We start from the raw sequence: 18709 nt of genomic DNA on the forward strand, positions 1-18709 counted from the left end.
TTGACAAAGACAATCGAATGCATTTCGGTAGCTCAGTAAAACTGACTTTTTATCCACTTTTTTGCTTCGTTTTCAGTCATTTATTTTGCTATCTTTGCTCATCCAAAAAACGACTGTTTATAAGAGAGTTAATTGCCTAATTATTATGTCGCTAACTATCTATAAGCGTTAACTTTTTGCACACATGAGCAATATACACTTCCAAGAAAAATTCGAAAGTCGCCACAATGGCCCAAGTCCAGTTGAAGCGAATGAAATGTTGGCTAAATTAGGCGTTTCGTCAATTGACCAGCTTATTGACCAAACGGTCCCTTCTCAAATTCGTGCTCCAAAGCCTTTAAATCTTCCCAAAGCATTGTCTGAGGTAGCCTATTTAAAGCGTATTGCGGAAATCGCTGAGAAAAATAAAGTTTTTAAATCTTTTATTGGTCAAGGTTACTACGATGTAATCCTTCCGGGCGTCATTCAACGCAATGTATTTGAAAACCCAGGATGGTATACGCAGTATACGCCTTATCAGGCGGAGATTGCACAAGGTAGGTTACAAGCTTTATTGAACTTCCAGACTGTAATTTGTGATTTCACAGGTTTAGAAATTGCCAATGCCTCTTTGCTGGATGAAGCTACGGCTGCAGCTGAAGCCATGTTTATGCTTTATTCAGCTCGGAAAAATAAAGATGCTAATGTTTTCTTGGTGTCGAACAATGCCTATGCGCAGACGATTGATGTATTGAAGACCCGTGCTTTGTCTTTTGGTATCGAGCTTAAAATTGCGGCTATTGCTGAACCAGAATTAACAGACGATGTATTTGCTGCATTTGTTCAATATCCTGCTGCTGATGGCTCCATTGTCGATTATAAATCATTTGCGGCTACAGCTCACAGTAAGCATATTACCGTGTGTGCGGCGGCAGATTTGATGAGCTTAGCATTATTAACGCCTCCGGGAGAATGGGGTGCAGATGTTGTTGTTGGTAATTCCCAACGTTTTGGTGTACCGATGGGCTTTGGTGGTCCTCATGCAGCCTATTTTGCGACACGCGACAGCTTTAAACGTAATATCCCTGGTCGTATCATCGGTGTTACTTCCGATTCAAATGGAAAGTATGCATTGCGTATGGCTTTGCAGACTCGTGAACAGCATATCCGCCGTGATAAAGCCTCTTCTAATATTTGTACTGCACAAGCTCTTTTAGCGATTATGGCTTCTTTCTATGCCGTATACCATGGCCCTGAAGGAATCAAAAATATAGCATCACGTATCAATGCATTGGCCAACCTATTGGATCAAGCAATACAATCATTGGGTTATACGCAATTGAATGCAGCTTATTTTGACACACTACGTGTAGACTTAGGTGCACATGCTGGTGCTTTGAAATCTGAAGCATTAAATAACGAATTAAACTTCTATTACAATGGTTCGGAAGTTTCAATTGCTATCGACGAAACAACGACATACGAAGATATCAAGACAATTGTCAAAGTATTTGCTAAAATTCAAGGTAAAACATTGAATGACGTAGATTTCGATGCATTGGAAGAGAATTTAGGTTCTTCAATTCCTGCCGATTTAGTACGTACTTCTGCCTACTTAACACATCCAAACTTTAATAGCTATCATTCTGAACATGAGATGTTGCGCTATATCAAATCTTTGGAAGCAAAAGATTTATCGCTTTGCCACTCGATGATTCCATTGGGGTCATGTACGATGAAATTGAATGCTACAGCCGAAATGGTACCAGTTACTTGGGCGAGATTTGGTGGTTTGCATCCATTTGCTCCTGCAGATCAAACTTCTGGATATATGCAAATGATTGGCGAATTGAACGATTGGTTGTCTGAGATCACTGGTTTTGCAAAAATGAGCTTCCAACCAAACTCAGGAGCACAAGGTGAGTATGCTGGTCTGATGGTTATTCGTGCTTACCATGAAAGCCGTGGTGATCACGGACGTAATATCTGTTTGATTCCTGCTTCTGCACACGGAACGAACCCTGCTTCTGCTTCTATGGCTGGATTGAAAGTGGTTGTTGTGAAATGTGATGAATTGGGAAATATCGATATTCCAGATTTAAGAGCAAAAGCGACTGAACATGCTGCAAACTTGAACTCACTGATGGTGACTTATCCTTCTACACACGGTGTATTTGAAGAGTCTATTATTGAAGTCTGTGAAATTGTTCATGCAAATGGTGGTCAGGTTTACATGGACGGTGCGAACATGAATGCACAGGTTGGATTGACAAGCCCAGGCCATATTGGCGCTGATGTTTGTCACTTGAACCTCCATAAAACATTCTGTATTCCTCACGGTGGAGGAGGTCCAGGTATGGGGCCTATCGGTGTTGCAAAACACTTGGTTCCTTTCTTACCTAACCACGAAGTGGTTTCTACTTCTGGTGAAGAGGGCATCTCTGCCGTTTCTGCAGCTCCATTTGGTTCAGCATCAATCTTGCTTATTTCCCATGCCTATATTTCGATGATGGGTGGTGAAGGTTTGACAAATGCGACAAGAACAGCAATATTAAATGCAAACTATATTAAAGCGCGTTTAGAAAATGCATATCCAGTACTTTATTCAGGTACTAACGGACGTTGTGCACACGAAATGATCTTAGATTGCCGTGGATTCAAAAACTTTGGTATCGAGGTTGCAGATATTGCAAAACGTTTGATGGATTATGGTTTCCACGCACCAACTGTTTCTTTCCCTGTTGCAGGAACATTGATGGTTGAGCCTACTGAATCAGAGTCTAAGGCTGAATTGGATCGTTTCTGTGATGCATTAGTTGCTATCCGTGAAGAGATCGCAGCGGTTGAAGCAGGAGCGGTAGATCAAGCTAACAATGTACTGAAACATGCACCACATACTGCTTCGGTTGTAACCGCAGACGAGTGGGATAGACCTTACAGCCGTCAAACAGCCGCATACCCATTGGAGTATGTAAGAGAACGGAAATTCTGGCCTTCGGTAGGTCGTGTAAACGACTCTCAAGGTGACCGTACATTGATTTGTTCGTGTCCATCTATTGAAGAGTACGCCGAAGCATAGTCTCGGTAGCTATAATATAATGAAGGCCTCTATATTCGTATAGGAGCCTTTTTTTGTGCAATCTGTTCAGGTGCATGGGTAAAAGAAAAATAGAATGGAACTCTGGTTAAACTTTACCGTCGAAGGATCGTATACAAACAGATTTTAAAATTTAGATTAATTATATTATTTTGTTCTTTTTGGCGTTTTAATTAAAACTGATAATCATGAAAAGACAATGGAAAGTAATGCCTGTTCTCTTAGGACTGGGCCTTTTGGTCGCGAGCTGCGGCAACAGCAAATCCAGTGAAGGGAGTGAAGATGCTAAGGAGAAAGAGGCTGGGATTTCGGATGTAGTTAAAGGAGTATCCAACTTGGATAACCTGAGTGATGGAGCAAAAAAATTGGAAGACCTTCAAGCCAAACTTAAATCCGAAAAACCATTAAGTTCGGAAGAGTTGAAGGCTTTTTTACCGGAAAGCTTAGATGGTTTAAAAAGAACTTCCTATTCTGGCGGATCCATGTATGGGGCAGAGGTTGTATCTGGAGAGGCGACATATACTGTAGATAACCAAAAGGAAATTAAAGTCAATATTATTGATGGGGCGGGCGAGACAGCTTCGGCAATCGTGGGCTTAGCGCAAATGGGCTTCATGGTAGATTCAGAGAAAATTACAGATACTGAAATAGAAAAAACTGGCGAGTTTGAAGGCAAACGGGCAAAAACAACGGATAGCAAAGGAGTGGAAGGCTCAACGGCGAAAAATTCCGAAATAAGTTATCTCGAGAAAGATCGCTATTTAATTACCCTTCGGGGAAATGGGTATAGCCTGGACGAGCTAAAAGGTTTTTTGCCAAAATTAAACCTCAGCGCACTAAAATAATAAAAACGTAATTATTCTATAAAGAAGAAATGCATAGTTGATAGGGAAAAGCTCAAACATTGGTTTGGGCTTTTTTTAAAACTGTATTGTCCCAGTTTAACAACCAACATTGTCCCACATATGCATGAGAAAAGAGCGTTTGGAAAATATCCCGGACAATAAGATGGACTTAATAAATTTGCTTTTGTTGGCAAATTTGCTTTAGTTTGCGTTGAAACATTTCGTTATGAAAATTGTAAAATTATCAATCAATCTTCTTGTCGCGACAGCATTGCTTGCGTCCTGTGCGGGGGGGAAATACGCAAAGACTGAAAAGGTATATAAGAAGCAAGCAAAAGAATTGTCAAAACTCTATAAACAATCGCCTGTTACCGGTCAATTGGAGAAGGTGAATGTCAAAGATCAACAATGGATCGCCTCGATTAATTTCGGTATCCGTAAGCCCAATTTTGTTGTTATTCATCATACAGCACAGGATTCCTTGGGACAGACCATCCGTACATTTCATTCCGCGAAAGCAGGTGTAAGCTCCCATTATGTGGTCGGTCGGGATGGGAAAGTAGTGCAGATGGTCAATGACCTCTATCGTGCGCATCATGCAGGGTTGGGGAAATGGGGCAATGATACGGACCTCAATTCTTCTTCTATTGGCATTGAGCTAGACAATAATGGGACCACTGACCCTTGGACTGATGCACAGATAAATGCCTTGACGCAGTTGCTGGCCTATTTAAAAACGACTTATAGAATTCCGCAGGCAAATTTTATTGGACATATGGATCTGGCACCAACTCGAAAAAACGATCCATCACGTTTTCCTTGGAAAAAACTGGCTGATCAAGGATTCGGTTTTTGGTATGAGGACTATTTAGAGACGCCGCCAGCAGACTTTAATCCGAAAATGGCATTACGTATCATCGGATACGATGTGAGTAACCTGGATGCAGCAATAAAAGCATTTAAGATTCACTACATTCAGCAGGACGTAAATACAGCGTTCATGGGAGAGAATGACCTTAAGATTCTTTATTCCATCTATAAAAAATTCTTATAGTGCTTCACCAAACGAAAGAAAAAAGATCCTGCTTTTTAAAAGGCAGGATCTTTTTTGTATGGTATATGACCGTTATAATTTGTTTTTATATATACTGAAATACGTATCAAAAGCACGTTCATAGATGAGTTTGAACCAGGGCGTAAACTGCTGGGGTGCCTGTTGTATTGCATCTTGAATTTCCTGCCGATTCAAGTATTTTGTTTCGGCAACTTCTTCTTCGTTAAATTCTGGAGTTCCATTAAATTTTCCAAATAAGACATAATCGAATTCATGCTCCGTAAGTCCGTTGTCAAATTGAGCCTTATAAACGAACGAGAAGGTATCTTGAAGGTCCATTGCTGTAATGCCCAGTTCTTCCATTAAGCGCCTTTTGGCGGCCTCTACGTTAGTTTCTCCCAGACGCTGATGCGAGCAACAGCTATTGGTCCAAAGTCCGCCACAGTGGTATTTACTTAAAGCTCTTTGTTGCAGCAGTAATTCATCTTGATCATTGAACAAAAATACACTAAAAGCACGGTGCAATAGCCCTTTTTCATGGGCTTCATATTTCTCCATGCTACCAATCATATTGTCATTGCTGTCAACCAGGATTACATTTTCTTGCGTCATAAGGCATAAAAATAAAGATAGCCCAATTTAAGAAAATTGGGCTAGATAATGAATTTAAATTTTGCAGACGATTTGCTTATACGGTTTTTACAAATTTCTCGTCGTAATTTTCAATATCGATGATATAGCCGTTTTTAATTAAGAATTCAAACAAAGGTTTGGCTTCTTCAGAAACGGGCATATTGTGCGTCGTAATAATCTTATTTTCTTTTTTCAAGAGATAAGGATATGCATAGAGTTTCACATTTTTGTTGAACATTCCAGAGATATAGGAAAGGAGTTCATTTGTGTATAGCTCTTTATTATAATTATCTGAATTGAAAATGTTCTTTAAATTGTAAACGTTGGTTGCAATTCCAATGTTTTTGGGCTTAAAGTTGCTTATAAACTCTGCTAAATGATTATTTCTTCTAAAGTTGCTCACGATAATATTATTGCCTGTTGCACATAATTCGTCAGCTCTAGAAGCAAATTCTTGAAGGTCCTCACCTGTAATTTCATGCGTGTCTTCCAGGACATTTCCCATCAGCACCTCAATTAATACAATGGTGTCTGCGTCAGTTGCACCCGTATTTTTTTTGAACTGTTCAACGGCAAGATTGAAGAGATCAAAGTTTGGAAGGGATTTCTGACGGTATTTGGTACGAAGTAAAATAATGTTCTTTTTGTACAGATAATCTTTGATTTGTACTGCTTTGCCATCAGGCTGGAATATTGCGGCTTTAGCAAATCCCTTTGCGATCAGGTATAAGTTGATGAGACGTTGGTTGACGTTTTCAAACAGCGGTCCGTTTAATTTAACCAGGTCAATCTCAACGGAACCAACAGAAAGGTTATCGACCAATGATTCGATCATGGTCTGCACATTGTCTGTATAATAATAAGCTGCAAATAACAGGTTAACACCAATGATACCTAAAACTTTTTGTTGTAATTGGTTGTCGCTGTCTAGCAGTCTTACATGGACAATAATATCATTTGTAGGGCCTCCCACTTCATGCTGGAAGCGAAGTCCGATCCAGCCATGAGGTTCATTTGTCTTCGTGAAATTGAGCGTTGTTACGGTATCTGCAAAGGCAAAGAATTTTTTGTTGCAGTATTTATCGCCATGAAGCCGTTGAGTAAGAAGATCGAATTCATGGGAGAGCATTTTCTTTAAACGTGTTCTGCTGACGTAACGACCATCAGCCTCTTCACCATAAATCGCATCACTGAAAGCCATGTCGTAAGCCGACATTGTTTTAGCAATTGTGCCTGATGCTGCTCCTGCGTTGAAAAAGTTACGTGCGACTTCCTGTCCAGCACCGATTTCTGCAAAGGTTCCATAAATCTCTGGGTTCAGATTTATTTTCAGGGCCTTTCGTTTGGTTTCAAAAATTTCTCTTGCCATGACGCAAAGGTACAAAAATCAGCATGCTAGTGAAAATTAAAAGTATGAATGAAAAAAACAGAATAAAATTAGGCTTGTTTTATAACAAGCCTAATTTATTAAAAGCATAGAATAGTGCACTCGCATGGAGTGCCTGGTTGAATTTGTTGTCCAGTAGCATCCTTTTCGCTTCTTCAAGCGGTATACGATAGACTTCGATTTCTTCATGTTCATCTAAGTCCTGTTCCTGAACTTTTTTGCCGCCTGTCATCAGATAAGTATAAGTGATATTGCCACTTGTCGCCGGATTGGCATAAAGTGTGGCGATCTCTTCAATCTGATCAAATTGATAGCCTGTTTCTTCAAGCATTTCACGCACAGCGGCATTTTTAGGATCTTCTCCCGCTTCTGTTGTCCCTGCGGGAATCTCCAATGCAATAATGCCGGCTCCATGGCGGTATTGCTTAATGACCAAAAGCTCGTTCTGCTCAGTGATTCCGATCATATTGACCCAATCGGGATACTCCAGTACGTAATAATGATCATTGATCCGTCCATCCGGAAGCTCACAAGTATCTCTGCGCAGCGTGGCCCAAGGCTCTTTACAGATATATGCAGAGGATAATAGTTTCCACTTGTCCATTAGCCTACAATATCTTTCATCATACGGTCAACCTTCTCTTCCAAAACAGTTTGCACATCGACATAATCTGCAGTATCCGTTAAGTTTTCTTTTACAGAACAGTAAAATTTAATCTTGGGTTCTGTTCCTGAGGGTCTGGCAGAGATCACATCGCCATCTACTGTAATAAATTGCAACACATCAGACTTTGGTAACGAGATTGCTCTTCGCTCCCCTGTACTCATATCTGTGGTTTGGGAAAGTTGGTAGTCCCTGATTTCTTTGACTTTTATTCCTCCCAGTATCGTTGGTAGATTGTGACGTAGGCCATTCATCATGGCTTGAATTTCTTCGGCACCAGCTTTTCCTTTTTTTGTAAGAGAAATGAGCTTTTCTTGATAACAGCCAAATTCTTTGTAGATATCTAACAGGACTTCGTAAACTGTTTTTCCTTTTGTTTTGAAATAGGCGGTCATTTCGGCTAGGAAAGCACAAGAGTTTGGAGCGTCCTTGTCACGCACTAAATCGCCTACTAAGAAACCATAACTTTCTTCTCCGCCCACAAGATATTGTGCTGAATCACCTAAATTGGTAATCAATTCACCGATATATTTGAAGCCAGTAAGGGTTTCATAGTGTTTTACACCATAGTGATCTGCAATATCGGCTTGTAAGTTGCTGGTGACGATGGTTTTTACAATATATGGATTCGATCCGAGTTGTTTTAGCTCATTTTTTGCGCTTAAGACATAATATATCAGTAGACTTCCGATCTGATTACCATTGAGCAGTTGGAATTCGCCCTTACTATTTTTTACGGCAATACCTACACGATCGGCATCAGGGTCTGTTGCTAATACAAGATCAGCATCAATTTCTTCTCCTTTTTTCTTTGCTAAGGCCATCGCATCTTCCTCTTCGGGGTTTGGATAGATTACTGTTGGAAAGTTGCCATCAGGGGTGGCTTGTTCAGCAACGACTGAAACATTTTCAAATCCCCAGGCTTCCAGCATTTTAGGGACAATAGTAATTCCGGTTCCATGTATCGGCGAAAAAACAATTTTCAAGTTTTTTTGAGCGAGTACCGCTTCAGGATGAATACTTAATTTTTTATTGGCGTCAATATAGAGCTGATCAATTTCATCGCCGACGGGAATGATATTGTGTGTGTTCCCTTCAAATTTAATGTCGTTCACAGCATTGATTGCGTTTACTTCATCGATTACATTTTTATCATGTGGCGCAGTCAGCTGGCATCCATCATTCCAATAAGCCTTATAACCATTGTATTCCTTTGGGTTGTGCGAAGCCGTTAGCATAACACCACTTTGACAGCCGAAATGGCGGATGGCGAACGACAGCATTGGGGTCGGGCGCAATGCCGTGAACAGATGTACCTTGATGCCGTTGGCTGCAAACACGTTGGCAACCAGCTGGCCAAAAGCCTGCGAATTGTTACGGCTGTCATAAGATACCGCTACTTTAATCTCCTGATCTGGGAACTGTTTCTTTAGATAGTTGGCTAATCCTTGCGTGGCTTTGCCGATCGTATACTTATTCATACGATTAGAGCCAACGCCCATAATGCCTCTTAAACCTCCGGTTCCAAATTCAAGATCCTTGTAAAAAGAATCCGTAAGTTCCGTCTCCTCATTATTGTCGATTAAATCCTGAACTGCTTTTCGAGTTCCTTCATCATAACTTGGGGTTAACCAATCTTCGATTTTCTTTTGTATGTCCTTATCTAAATTTTTCATTATCGTTAAGTTTGGTTAAAATTTACAAAATACTATGCGTCACATCCGGCATAAGCGCGGTCTATGACTGTAATATACCATTTTTCTCCCTCTTTTGTCACATGAAAAACAAAGGGTTCCTCATGCTCATTGGAGGTCATAATGGCTCTATAACTTCTGGATTCTATGTTCCTTAGTCGCTGTAATTCAGTATTACTAATTTTGGCATCAAGAATTTCATTCATGAACTTTGCCGTCTGAGATAGTTCATTCGGGCGGGATTTTTTATCATAATAGAATCCGGATTTATCCCACTTCATCGTACCACAATCAAAAATAGGTAGTTTTCCGGACTTCAAAGGGCCCTTGTACGTTAATTTTTCATAAGAATGATACTCTGGCACAGGTTTAGAAAAATTAAAACTGTTTTGGTGTACATAAGAGTCAAGTGCGCCGGGACGGTAGATCATATAAATTCCCAATTTGGGATGTACATAGGAATTTATTGTTTTACTGTCCTGTTCTGCATATGCCTTGGCAAGTTTCTCCAATACCTCCTCCAGCGTTTCGGAGTTCTCTTTCTTTACTTCCTTTTCAGTCGTGTCAGGTTTTTGTAGGGTATCCACAGGAATTGAATCCTGAATGATTTTTACAGCCTTATCCTCTTTTTTGCTATTTCTACAGGAGATCGTGCTAGCAGTGAGACAAATAAGAATAAAGAAAAAGAGATTTCTCATGATGATTTTGTTTAATATTACTTCTTTGAAGTCAAGTTTTCAATGATTGACTTTAAAATAGAGCGCGTTGACGGAAGCCACCATTGTTCGAGGATGTGCTGGATTGTCTCTTCTCTATTCTCGCGCAATTTAAGGATTATTTCCTTTCGGAAGTTCAATTTGGATGTCTGCCATGTCTTTTGGTTGAACTGCGTGATCTGTTTTAATTTTTTTGCTGCGGTATTGAAGAGTATATTAGCGGGAACAATGTCATCAATAAGACCCTGTGTTTTTGCTTCTACAGGAGAAAGCAATTTACCTTCGAGCAAATTCTGGTACGCATTCCGTTTTCCAATCCAAAACGCATAAAGCTGAAATATACTTTCAGGGACGATTAGTCCGACAGGAATCTCGTTAAGACCGATCACGAAATTCCCTTCGGCCATAATCCGATAATCACAGCAGAGCGCCAGTACGCAGCCCCCAGCGGGGCTATGACCAGATATTGCAGCAACTATTGGTTTTGGAAAAGCGGCGAGTAGCGATGTCGCTTCCAGAAATAAATTCCAGAATTCGCGAATTTGTTCTTCATCATATTGGAATAGGGTAATTAGATCAAGTCCTGCGCTAAAGAAGTTTTCCTTGCCAATCAATATTGCACCATAAATAGCTTCATTTTGCTGGGAAGATTCCAAGGTATCTATCAGTTCCTTCAATAGCTGTGTGTCTATGGCGTTTGACTTTCCCCTGTCGAGGAAAATGCTTAAGATATGATCTTCTATTTTGGTTTTAATATGTTCCATAACCTTGTTTCTAAATTTAACGATTTGTTTGCTCTGCTATTGTGGTTTTACCGCTATTAAATATTCGAGATGAGCAATTTTGCCATCCATACTTATTCCCTCAACGGTTAGTTTGTAGGTTCCGGGTTCGTCAGAAGTGAAGAATTCGAAATGTGTTTTCCCATCTTTTGGCGTGATCAGATTCGGTTCCCAGGCGATTGTTGTCCTTAGGTCGCGTGTAAGCTTATTTTGGATTGTTGCATCGTATTGGGGTTTGAAAAATGTTCGAGGCACATATAACCCTTTTGGCGTGATGGTTACAATGCCTGTGGGGGTATACGATGAGGAGATGGCATCTCCCGATTTACTGGTAATCACGATAACACCGTTGCCCCCATACATGCCATAAATTGCCGTGTTTCCAATACTACGCAAGACTTCAACACTCGCAATGTCGGCCGTGTTGATCATATCTATTTGTTCGGGTTCAATATACATTCCATCGAGAACAACTTGCATCGGACTATTCATCGATCTTGTGCTATAAGGGATACCATTTCGAAAAATAACACCATTTAGCCGTCCATTGAGGCATTGAGCAAATGTAGCACAGCCGGATAATTCGTCTGCAGAGATGACTTGATCGGCGTTTCCTGGCCCATTCAGGTTTCTGGAGTTTTTGTCGGCTTTAGTTGTTCTTACCCTGTTGACCTGTACCTCTTCCAATCGGATACTTTTTTCTATAATACCAGCCGCTTCCAATTCGCCAAGAAACTGTTGACTATTTTTCAGTTGTGTAAGCAAGGTGCTATTGATGTCGTTAAGCAACAAGGGTTGATCTTTACTTGCATTAGGTGGTGGGGTGAGCGGGTTGTCGATAACAATATCAACTCTTTTTTTCTCTTTAGGGCCATCACCTGTCACAATAAACTTGACACTGTCTGCAAATAAAAGTTCGTCAAATGAAAATCGGCCATTATTATCGGTCAGTGTATCTATACTCAGCAACATGTTGCTCGTCGGTATAATTGTTACTTTGGCATTTGGAACGACAGCCTTGCGGGCCGTTTTCTTGATGGTCCCAGCTATGGTAAGCCCTTTTTCAGGAAGGAACGCAGCGGTTGCTGTACTTGTATAATTCTTCCAGTCCAACTTGCGCCAACCTTGGATCAACATAAGATTGTCCAGCTCTGTCAGTCTAATGTTCGTTAAATCCTCAAAGTAATAATTGGGACGTTCAATAAAGCCACGAAGATCAGATTTCAATAGGAGCTCCGAGACAATAGATGAATAATAACGGTTTGTCGTGGAATCAACCTTGCTGAGGTTTACCACTGATGCGGAAAGCGCGGCAAACCTAGTGGTGTCACTATCATCATATTTAACGGAAAGATTAGCAATCACTTTATCGCGTGTTGTGAAGCTAAGCTTGTTGAGTTCTACGGCGACAGGAAGTAAGGTCGATGTCGTATTGTAGTTAAACACCAATCTTTCCACAATAGGAACCATTTGATCTGTTAAGATGGATAATTGTAAAACTCCAGAAGGCAGGTTTTTTTTGGGGATATTGAATAAGATCTCCGTTCCATTTAATTTCTGCTTAGCGGCATGAAGTACAAGGCCATTGTATTGGGCTACCAGATAAATATCTTTGCCATTGACCAAGTCTGCAGTAGCGGAAAGTTGCGCTGCAATCTTATCCTTTAGTACCGAATTTACGGTTAGAACATATCCGGAATTCTGTACAGGCGGTAATGACGCACTTGTTGACGATCCATCTTCGAAGAGGGCTGTAGCGACGTATTTTTTTCCTGTCTGTAAGACGAGCGGGATACTTCCCATTCCCAGTGAATTTGTTTCAAAATCGGCAACTGTTGTTTGATTTTCCTCCACAACTTTTATTTTTGCTTTTTTTCCTAAACCATTAGGGCTAAGGATTTTGAACCCAGTTTTGGATAATATGTTGTTGACTAGTTCGCCACTTTCGGGGAAAATTTGGATGCTATTTTGGTTGTTTGGATCCGGGATGACAAAACTTTTTAGAATACGTCTTTTATCCAGCGAAAGAAATTGTAAAGACAGTGTCCCGCCTTTAAAATCATCTTTCAATTCCAGCGCTATTGTTCCATTATCGTTTGATTTCAGTCGGCCGGATTTCTCTTTATTGTTGTTCGGTTGTAGGGTATAACTGATGTTGTTATTAATCAGCGGGGCTCCCTGAATGGTTTTCAGATTAATCTGGAACATGTTTTCTGTTCCGTTTTTGACCAGTTCACTTTTCGTTATGATATGATCAGATCGACCATTTGTAATGGGGACGACGCGTTCATAGAAATTGGCTACAGAGTCATTTTGCATCCATCGGGTAAATGATCTAACGCGGTAGGAGCCTTCTTCCAAAGTGTCCGGCAGATTGAAGTCGCCTATACTTAGACCGAGTGTAATAGGAATTTTGATACTCTTAATGATCTTATTGGTGGGAGAAATCAATTCTACATTAGCAATTTTACTGATGTTGCTCAAATAATTAAAAGGGGCGGTGGTACAGTAAAGTTTAAACCACATGGTTTCGCCAGCCGAATAATCATTTTTGTCCAAATGGAGATAAATCTTTTCCTTGATGTGCCGTTCATGGTAAGTATCCAGTTTCTGCAAGGTCTGATCGATCTGGGCCGACGCCAGCGAAGTGAATAGCAGGCAGCTTACTAACAGCAGTAATTTAGCGTACATATGACTAATGTTTTATGAAAATTAGAAAATATTTTTCCTTTAATCAATTTATAAATCAAAATATTAGTCTCATTTTAAACGATCTGATACCTTAAAATTAGCATAAAAAAAATATCTTTGTGTTATGAATATCCTAATAATCGGTTCAGGAGGTCGTGAATCTGCCTTCGCCTATAAGTTGTCGAAAAGTCCACGTTTAGATCAATTGTTTATTGCTCCGGGAAATGCTGGAACAGGTGCGTATGGTCAGAATGTAAATATTAAAGTTACCGACTTTGCTGCTATTGCTTCCTTCGTTTTGGAGAATAATGTGCAAATGGTGCTCGTCGGTCCCGAAGAGCCTTTGGTAAAAGGTATTCATGATTATTTTTTAAATCGGGAAGATTTAAAAAATATCCCGGTAGTAGGGCCGCAGCAAGAGGGCGCTCAATTGGAGGGCTCAAAAGATTTTTCAAAGCAGTTTATGGATCGCCATGGCGTACCTACTGCCGCTTCAAGATCGTTTGATGCAACATCATTGGAAGATGGATTGGCTTACCTTGAAACGCAAAAATTGCCGATTGTGCTTAAGGCTGATGGTTTAGCTGCAGGCAAAGGAGTATTGATCTGTGAGACGCTGGAAGATGCCAAAGCGGAGCTAAAAGCGATGATCGCAGACTCAAAATTCGGAGAAGCTAGCCGGGTTGTGGTTGTTGAAGAATTTTTAAAAGGAATTGAATTGTCTGTTTTTGTTTTGACAGATGGTAATTCATATAAAGTACTTCCTTCTGCAAAAGATTATAAACGTATTGGAGAAGGCGATACAGGCCTAAACACGGGAGGTATGGGATCGATATCTCCGGTTCCTTTTGCAGATGAGACATTTTTGAATAAAGTAGAAGAGCGTATTATCCGACCAACAGTTGAAGGACTTAAAAAAGATGGCATTCCATATAAAGGATTTATTTTTATCGGTCTGATGAATGTAGAAGGAGAACCTTATGTCATCGAGTATAATGTTCGTATGGGAGATCCAGAGACTGAATCTGTATTGCCGCGTATTGAATCGGATCTGTTAGATTTGCTGGAAGGTGTTGCACAGGGTAATCTGGAGCAACGTTCCTATACAGTATCTCCTAAAACTGCCGTAACTGTCATGTTGGTTGCGGGAGGTTATCCTGGAGATTATGAGTCGGGAAAAGAGATCGCCAATATTGAAAATGTCAAAGAATCCATCGTATTTCAAGCAGGTACGAAAGAAGTAGATGGTAAGATTGTTACTGCAGGTGGACGTGTAATTGCTGTTACCACATTGCAAGATTCGCTGTTCGAAGCCCTTCAGCAGGCAACTGCAGATGCCGGAAGGATATATTTTGAAGGTAAATACTTCAGAAGAGATATCGGTTTCGACCTTATTTAAAAAATATTTAAAATTATTTTTGGAATACTGATTTTAAGGTCTATATTTGCAACTCCAAAAACAACAATGTTATTGGAGTTGCATTAAAAGGCCCGTTCGTCTAGGGGTTAGGACGCAAGATTTTCATTCTTGAAACAGGGGTTCGATTCCCCTACGGGCTACACATCTTAAAGTCAAAACATACAAAAGCTTGCAAATTAAACGTTTGCAGGCTTTTTTGTTTTTCAGTATCTACAAAACTTACATGAATTCCCAATAAAAAAGTGAGTCTTTCAGTGAGTCATTTTCTCCAGTATACTTACTCACTGATAGTTGTTTAATTATTTGATTTTCAATACGTTCAAAAATTAAACATCTTGATCCGTTTTAGTTGCAAGGCTACATTTGCATCTGCTTTCATTGTTTTTTCAATGGCGATGCAGAGCCTTTCCCGAAAGCCGGGAAAGGGTTTGTTTCACTTAAATGATGTTGTCATGAGTACAAATTATTCCTTGCTCTTCTATCTGAAGAAACCAAAAAATTATGTTAGCGGTCCCAAACCGATCTACATGCGGATTACCGTAGATGGTATCCCAAAAGAAGTCTCCACAGGGCGAGAATGTGATCCGTCGAAATGGAACTCTAAAGCTAACCGTATGAAAGGCACAACAGAAGCTATCAAGACCCTTAATAGCTATCTTGATGCCCTCGTCAGCAGAATAAGCACAATCCATACCGCTATGACCGCTTCTGCAGAGGAAATTACAGCGGAATCCATCAAACTGAGGTATCAGGGAAAGGATATCAAGCGAAAGCAATTCCTGGATGTTTTTAGAGAACATAATATGCATATGGAAGCATTGCTCGGCAATGGATTCAAGCTCAATACACTTAAAGGTTATAAGACTTCTTTATTACATATTTGTGGATACCTTGAAAAAGAATACAGGTCGCAGGATATTGACACGAGAAAGATTGACCATGCTTTTGTCACAGGATATGAATTCTTTCTGCGTGCCACGATGGGCTGTTCAGCTGTATCTGCTGCAAAATACATGAAGCACCTTCGTAAGATCATTAAGATCTGTATCGCGCACAGATGGATAACGGACGATCCCTTTGCCTTTTATAAGATCAAGGCCAAAGCAAAAGAGAGGGAATTTCTGACAGATGCGGAACTTCGGAGGATAGAAGAAAAGGAATTCAAAATACCACGTCTAGCGCATGTGCGTGATATTTTTGTCTTCTGTTGCTATACCGGTCTGTCTTATGCCGATGTAAAGAAATTAAAATGGACAGACATTGCTGAGGGAGTGGATGGAAAGCTCTGGATCTTTACCAGTAGGGAGAAAACTGAAACATCATCCAATATTCCACTGCTTCCAAAGGCTCTTGAAATCATTGAACGGTACCGTGACTACCCACCATGTGTGTCAAAAGATATGGTACTTCCTGTCTTGAGTAATCAAAAAATGAACAGCTATCTAAAGGAAATCGCTGATCTGTGCGAGATCACCAAAGAACTGACCTTCCACAAGTCACGCCATACGTTCGCGACTTCTGTTACATTGGCAAATAGTGTGCCTATTGAAACTGTTTCCAAGATGCTTGGACATACGGACATCAAAACTACGCAGCATTATGCGAAACTTTTGGATAATAGGGTTGCGGTGGACATGGAAAGACTGGAAAGAAAGATCGAGAATAAGCCGGTCCCTGCAAATCAAGGTAAAATAGCTGAGCTATGTACCCCTCAGGCATTTACTTTTATAAGGACAGACCATATCGGAAGAAATATCGCATAATAACAAAAGGAAGCGATACATCGTGTATCGCTTCCACATTAAATAAAAAATATGTTATCCTTCCTAAGCAGAGAAATAGCCGTCCTTTTCTATTCTCTTGAAAAGAGCATTATTACTTTTGAACGAAAGCTATCCTTGCCGCCATAGCTGATTTCCTGCTGTAATTTTATTGAATTTCCATCAAGAGATACATCCCACCAATCTATATCCGTCCTGAGCTTTGGGTAATAATCTGCGAGTGAATCGACAATTCCTGTCGCAGGGCTTCCCCATTTCTCTACCCATGCGGATGGGTCAAAAGTCCTGGTTTCCTTGAGCAAGAGACGGTTTCCTGCGAGCTGATAATAATATTTGCGGTAATAAATAGGTTCTCCAGTCTGGATGCTCCCATCTATAATAATTACATCTGCGCCCGGGGGATTCCATTCTCCGCCGTCTCCGGCACTACTTGAACCGATAAAATACGGTGCCGTTAACCGAAGTGAAGCACTATCACGCCCGTCAAAACTCAGATATTCGTAAGGGAGATTATCTGTCCGAACATTACTGTTCCCATTATTATCATCGGTAGAAAGGGTTGTTTCATAACTTTTTAACTTCCATTTTCCTTTCAGGCTGTCAGTCATGTCCTGTTCAGAATTTTCCTTTTCGCAGGAAGCAAACATTAGGGGAAAAATGAATAAAAGGATCAATTGGTTTCTCTTCATGGCCTAATTGCGGTTTGAATAGCTAAAATAAATAATTTAAATCGGAGTTCATAATCTATGAGGGGTAAGTACCAGACTGCGATTAGGATAACGGTCAGAACAGATAGCCATTAATACATAACCAAATAGTCTGAAACCATGAAAGAGTACGAAATTGATGCTTTTGTAATTGGTAATAAAAACAATTATTTTAGGGAAATGATAATGCTTAGACGAGAACTATTCAAGATCGGAAAATTTGGAGATTCAGATTAGTATAGCCTCCTAAGGATTCATTTTCCTTTTTTACATTAAGAAAAGGATAGGCTAGGAATAGTGTACATCATTTGTTAGGTCTTATACTTTAATCTTTTGGCGGAGAATTATCTTTTGAAAATGATGAGGTAAAACCTGTATATTTATCCTAATAAAGATTTAATATTACTAATGGCCAACTATCAACTCCCCCCTTTAAAAAATGAAAAGAAGTTTGAAGAATTTGTATGTGACCTATTTAATGAAATTGAGAGTACAGATTCTTATGAAAATACAGAATATCAGCAGTTTGGAGTGACAGGACAGAGCCAAAAAGGGATTGATATATTTTCACCCAAAACAGGTACGGTTATCCAATGCAAGCTAAAAGATTTGCGTAAACAAGATACAGCTATCAGAAAACAGTTAATAACTGATATGGAGGATGATGTGAGGCAATCGGCAGGCTTGAAGCTGAACATTAAAAGATTTTATTTAGTAAGCACTTATAGGGATGATGCTGTTATCCAGGAGCACGCAGCAACATTGCAGAAAGCACTCGATACTCCTTATATAATCTATTATTGGGGATGGGACACACTTTCAAAATATGCAGAGCAACATCTTTCAATTATCAAGAAATACTTTCCAAAATTTGTCCCGAAACTGCCCAAACAACCTAAAAAACCGGATGTTGAATTGCCAGATGGAGCTTTAGGAAAGGATTTATTTAAGTATAACTATATAACCCGTCTAAGTCGCCGATATGGGGATTGGAAGCAATTACAGTTGGATGAAGAAGATAGAGGAGAAAAGTTCAATTGGGCGAGTCATAATAAAAGCCTTATGAACCGGTATAAAGCATCAGGTATTAAATATATTCCGGTTAATCAATTTGAAGATCTAGCAGTTTATTTACAAGGGAGAATTGATAAAACTAAATTTGGTCGATATAGGAAAGCCAATGGATTGAAAAATTATTCGACATTTGAGGATTTTGTTAAAGGTGTCGAAGTATAATAATATAAATGGAGTGACTAAAT

The 18709-nt window shown here is 39.9% G+C and carries 14 protein-coding genes and 1 tRNA gene; 7 read left to right on the plus strand and 8 right to left on the minus strand.

Annotated elements, in window-relative coordinates; genetic code table 11:
* The first annotated feature begins 184 nt into the window (after positions 1–184).
* The 3 genes from gcvP to B3H30_RS01735 all read left to right on the plus strand — a co-directional run bounded on the left by gcvP (position 185) and on the right by B3H30_RS01735 (position 4975).
* Positions 185–3058, plus strand: a complete 2874-nt coding sequence (gene gcvP / locus B3H30_RS01725; RefSeq protein WP_286775219.1) for an aminomethyl-transferring glycine dehydrogenase — start codon at positions 185–187, stop codon at positions 3056–3058.
* A 206-nt stretch (positions 3059–3264) separates the two neighbouring features.
* Positions 3265–3921: a hypothetical protein gene (locus B3H30_RS01730; protein WP_286709765.1), complete on the plus strand. Its 657-nt coding sequence runs from the start codon at positions 3265–3267 to the stop codon at positions 3919–3921.
* 226 nt (positions 3922–4147) lie between these two features.
* A complete protein-coding gene (locus tag B3H30_RS01735) occupies positions 4148–4975 on the plus strand; it encodes an N-acetylmuramoyl-L-alanine amidase (RefSeq protein WP_286709764.1) in 828 nt (275 codons plus the stop codon).
* 72 nt (positions 4976–5047) lie between these two features.
* Here B3H30_RS01735 and idi read toward each other — a convergent pair whose 3' ends face one another.
* The 7 genes from idi to B3H30_RS01770 form a co-directional block, all read right to left on the minus strand.
* On the minus strand, positions 5048–5587 hold the full coding sequence (gene idi / locus B3H30_RS01740) for an isopentenyl-diphosphate Delta-isomerase (RefSeq protein ID WP_286709763.1): 540 nt from the start codon (positions 5585–5587) through the stop codon (positions 5048–5050).
* Between the two features lie 76 nt (positions 5588–5663).
* A complete protein-coding gene (locus tag B3H30_RS01745; RefSeq protein ID WP_201639933.1) occupies positions 5664–6977 on the minus strand; it encodes a nicotinamide mononucleotide adenylyltransferase in 1314 nt (437 codons plus the stop codon).
* Between the two features lie 79 nt (positions 6978–7056).
* Positions 7057–7599: an NUDIX hydrolase gene (locus B3H30_RS01750; protein WP_201639932.1), complete on the minus strand. Its 543-nt coding sequence runs from the start codon at positions 7597–7599 to the stop codon at positions 7057–7059.
* Positions 7599–9335 carry a phospho-sugar mutase gene (locus B3H30_RS01755; protein ID WP_286803597.1) on the minus strand — a complete coding sequence of 579 codons (1737 nt, stop codon included), beginning with the start codon at positions 9333–9335 and terminating at the stop codon, positions 7599–7601. The genes B3H30_RS01750 and B3H30_RS01755 overlap by 1 nt, the downstream gene beginning before the upstream one ends.
* A gap of 32 nt (positions 9336–9367) precedes the next feature.
* Positions 9368–10051, minus strand: a complete 684-nt coding sequence (locus B3H30_RS01760; RefSeq protein WP_286767693.1) for a hypothetical protein — start codon at positions 10049–10051, stop codon at positions 9368–9370.
* A 17-nt stretch (positions 10052–10068) separates the two neighbouring features.
* Positions 10069–10833, minus strand: a complete 765-nt coding sequence (locus tag B3H30_RS01765) for an enoyl-CoA hydratase/isomerase family protein (RefSeq protein ID WP_070562530.1) — start codon at positions 10831–10833, stop codon at positions 10069–10071.
* 36 nt (positions 10834–10869) lie between these two features.
* On the minus strand, positions 10870–13542 hold the full coding sequence (locus tag B3H30_RS01770) for a carboxypeptidase-like regulatory domain-containing protein (RefSeq protein WP_286803593.1): 2673 nt from the start codon (positions 13540–13542) through the stop codon (positions 10870–10872).
* Between the two features lie 124 nt (positions 13543–13666).
* Here B3H30_RS01770 and purD point away from each other — a divergent pair, with 124 nt between their 5' ends.
* The 3 genes from purD (at position 13667) to B3H30_RS01785 (ending at position 16725) form a co-directional block, all read left to right on the plus strand.
* Complete coding sequence (gene purD / locus B3H30_RS01775; RefSeq protein ID WP_286833062.1) at positions 13667–14941, plus strand: phosphoribosylamine--glycine ligase; 1275 nt, start codon at positions 13667–13669, stop codon at positions 14939–14941.
* An 89-nt stretch (positions 14942–15030) separates the two neighbouring features.
* Positions 15031–15102: transfer RNA gene (locus tag B3H30_RS01780), tRNA-Glu, on the plus strand.
* 312 nt (positions 15103–15414) lie between these two features.
* Positions 15415–16725 carry a site-specific integrase gene (locus tag B3H30_RS01785; protein WP_286833064.1) on the plus strand — a complete coding sequence of 437 codons (1311 nt, stop codon included), beginning with the start codon at positions 15415–15417 and terminating at the stop codon, positions 16723–16725.
* 89 nt (positions 16726–16814) lie between these two features.
* Here the strand turns inward: B3H30_RS01785 and B3H30_RS01790 are convergent, their stop codons facing one another.
* Positions 16815–17432: a hypothetical protein gene (locus B3H30_RS01790; protein ID WP_286833065.1), complete on the minus strand. Its 618-nt coding sequence runs from the start codon at positions 17430–17432 to the stop codon at positions 16815–16817.
* 426 nt (positions 17433–17858) lie between these two features.
* Here B3H30_RS01790 and B3H30_RS01795 point away from each other — a divergent pair, with 426 nt between their 5' ends.
* Positions 17859–18686, plus strand: a complete 828-nt coding sequence (locus B3H30_RS01795; RefSeq protein WP_286833066.1) for an endonuclease — start codon at positions 17859–17861, stop codon at positions 18684–18686.
* The last annotated feature ends 23 nt before the right edge of the window (positions 18687–18709 follow it).

Source organism: Sphingobacterium sp. UBA7038, from assembly GCF_002494055.1.
GTDB lineage: Bacteria > Bacteroidota > Bacteroidia > Sphingobacteriales > Sphingobacteriaceae > Sphingobacterium > Sphingobacterium multivorum.

Excerpts from the sequence above, each read along its gene's own strand:
- gcvP (WP_286775219.1), top strand. The coding sequence starts at position 185 with ATGAGCAATATACACTTCCAAGAAAAATTCGAAAGTCGCCACAATGGC.
- B3H30_RS01760 (WP_286767693.1), bottom strand. The coding sequence starts at position 10,051 with ATGAGAAATCTCTTTTTCTTTATTCTTATTTGTCTCACTGCTAGCACG.
- B3H30_RS01735 (WP_286709764.1), top strand. The coding sequence starts at position 4,148 with ATGAAAATTGTAAAATTATCAATCAATCTTCTTGTCGCGACAGCATTG.
- B3H30_RS01785 (WP_286833064.1), top strand. The coding sequence starts at position 15,415 with ATGAGTACAAATTATTCCTTGCTCTTCTATCTGAAGAAACCAAAAAAT.
- B3H30_RS01790 (WP_286833065.1), bottom strand. The coding sequence starts at position 17,432 with ATGAAGAGAAACCAATTGATCCTTTTATTCATTTTTCCCCTAATGTTT.
- idi (WP_286709763.1), bottom strand. The coding sequence starts at position 5,587 with ATGACGCAAGAAAATGTAATCCTGGTTGACAGCAATGACAATATGATT.
- B3H30_RS01795 (WP_286833066.1), top strand. The coding sequence starts at position 17,859 with ATGGCCAACTATCAACTCCCCCCTTTAAAAAATGAAAAGAAGTTTGAA.
- B3H30_RS01730 (WP_286709765.1), top strand. The coding sequence starts at position 3,265 with ATGAAAAGACAATGGAAAGTAATGCCTGTTCTCTTAGGACTGGGCCTT.
- B3H30_RS01745 (WP_201639933.1), bottom strand. The coding sequence starts at position 6,977 with ATGGCAAGAGAAATTTTTGAAACCAAACGAAAGGCCCTGAAAATAAAT.
- purD (WP_286833062.1), top strand. The coding sequence starts at position 13,667 with ATGAATATCCTAATAATCGGTTCAGGAGGTCGTGAATCTGCCTTCGCC.
- B3H30_RS01755 (WP_286803597.1), bottom strand. The coding sequence starts at position 9,335 with ATGAAAAATTTAGATAAGGACATACAAAAGAAAATCGAAGATTGGTTA.
- B3H30_RS01750 (WP_201639932.1), bottom strand. The coding sequence starts at position 7,599 with ATGGACAAGTGGAAACTATTATCCTCTGCATATATCTGTAAAGAGCCT.
- B3H30_RS01765 (WP_070562530.1), bottom strand. The coding sequence starts at position 10,833 with ATGGAACATATTAAAACCAAAATAGAAGATCATATCTTAAGCATTTTC.
- B3H30_RS01770 (WP_286803593.1), bottom strand. The coding sequence starts at position 13,542 with ATGTACGCTAAATTACTGCTGTTAGTAAGCTGCCTGCTATTCACTTCG.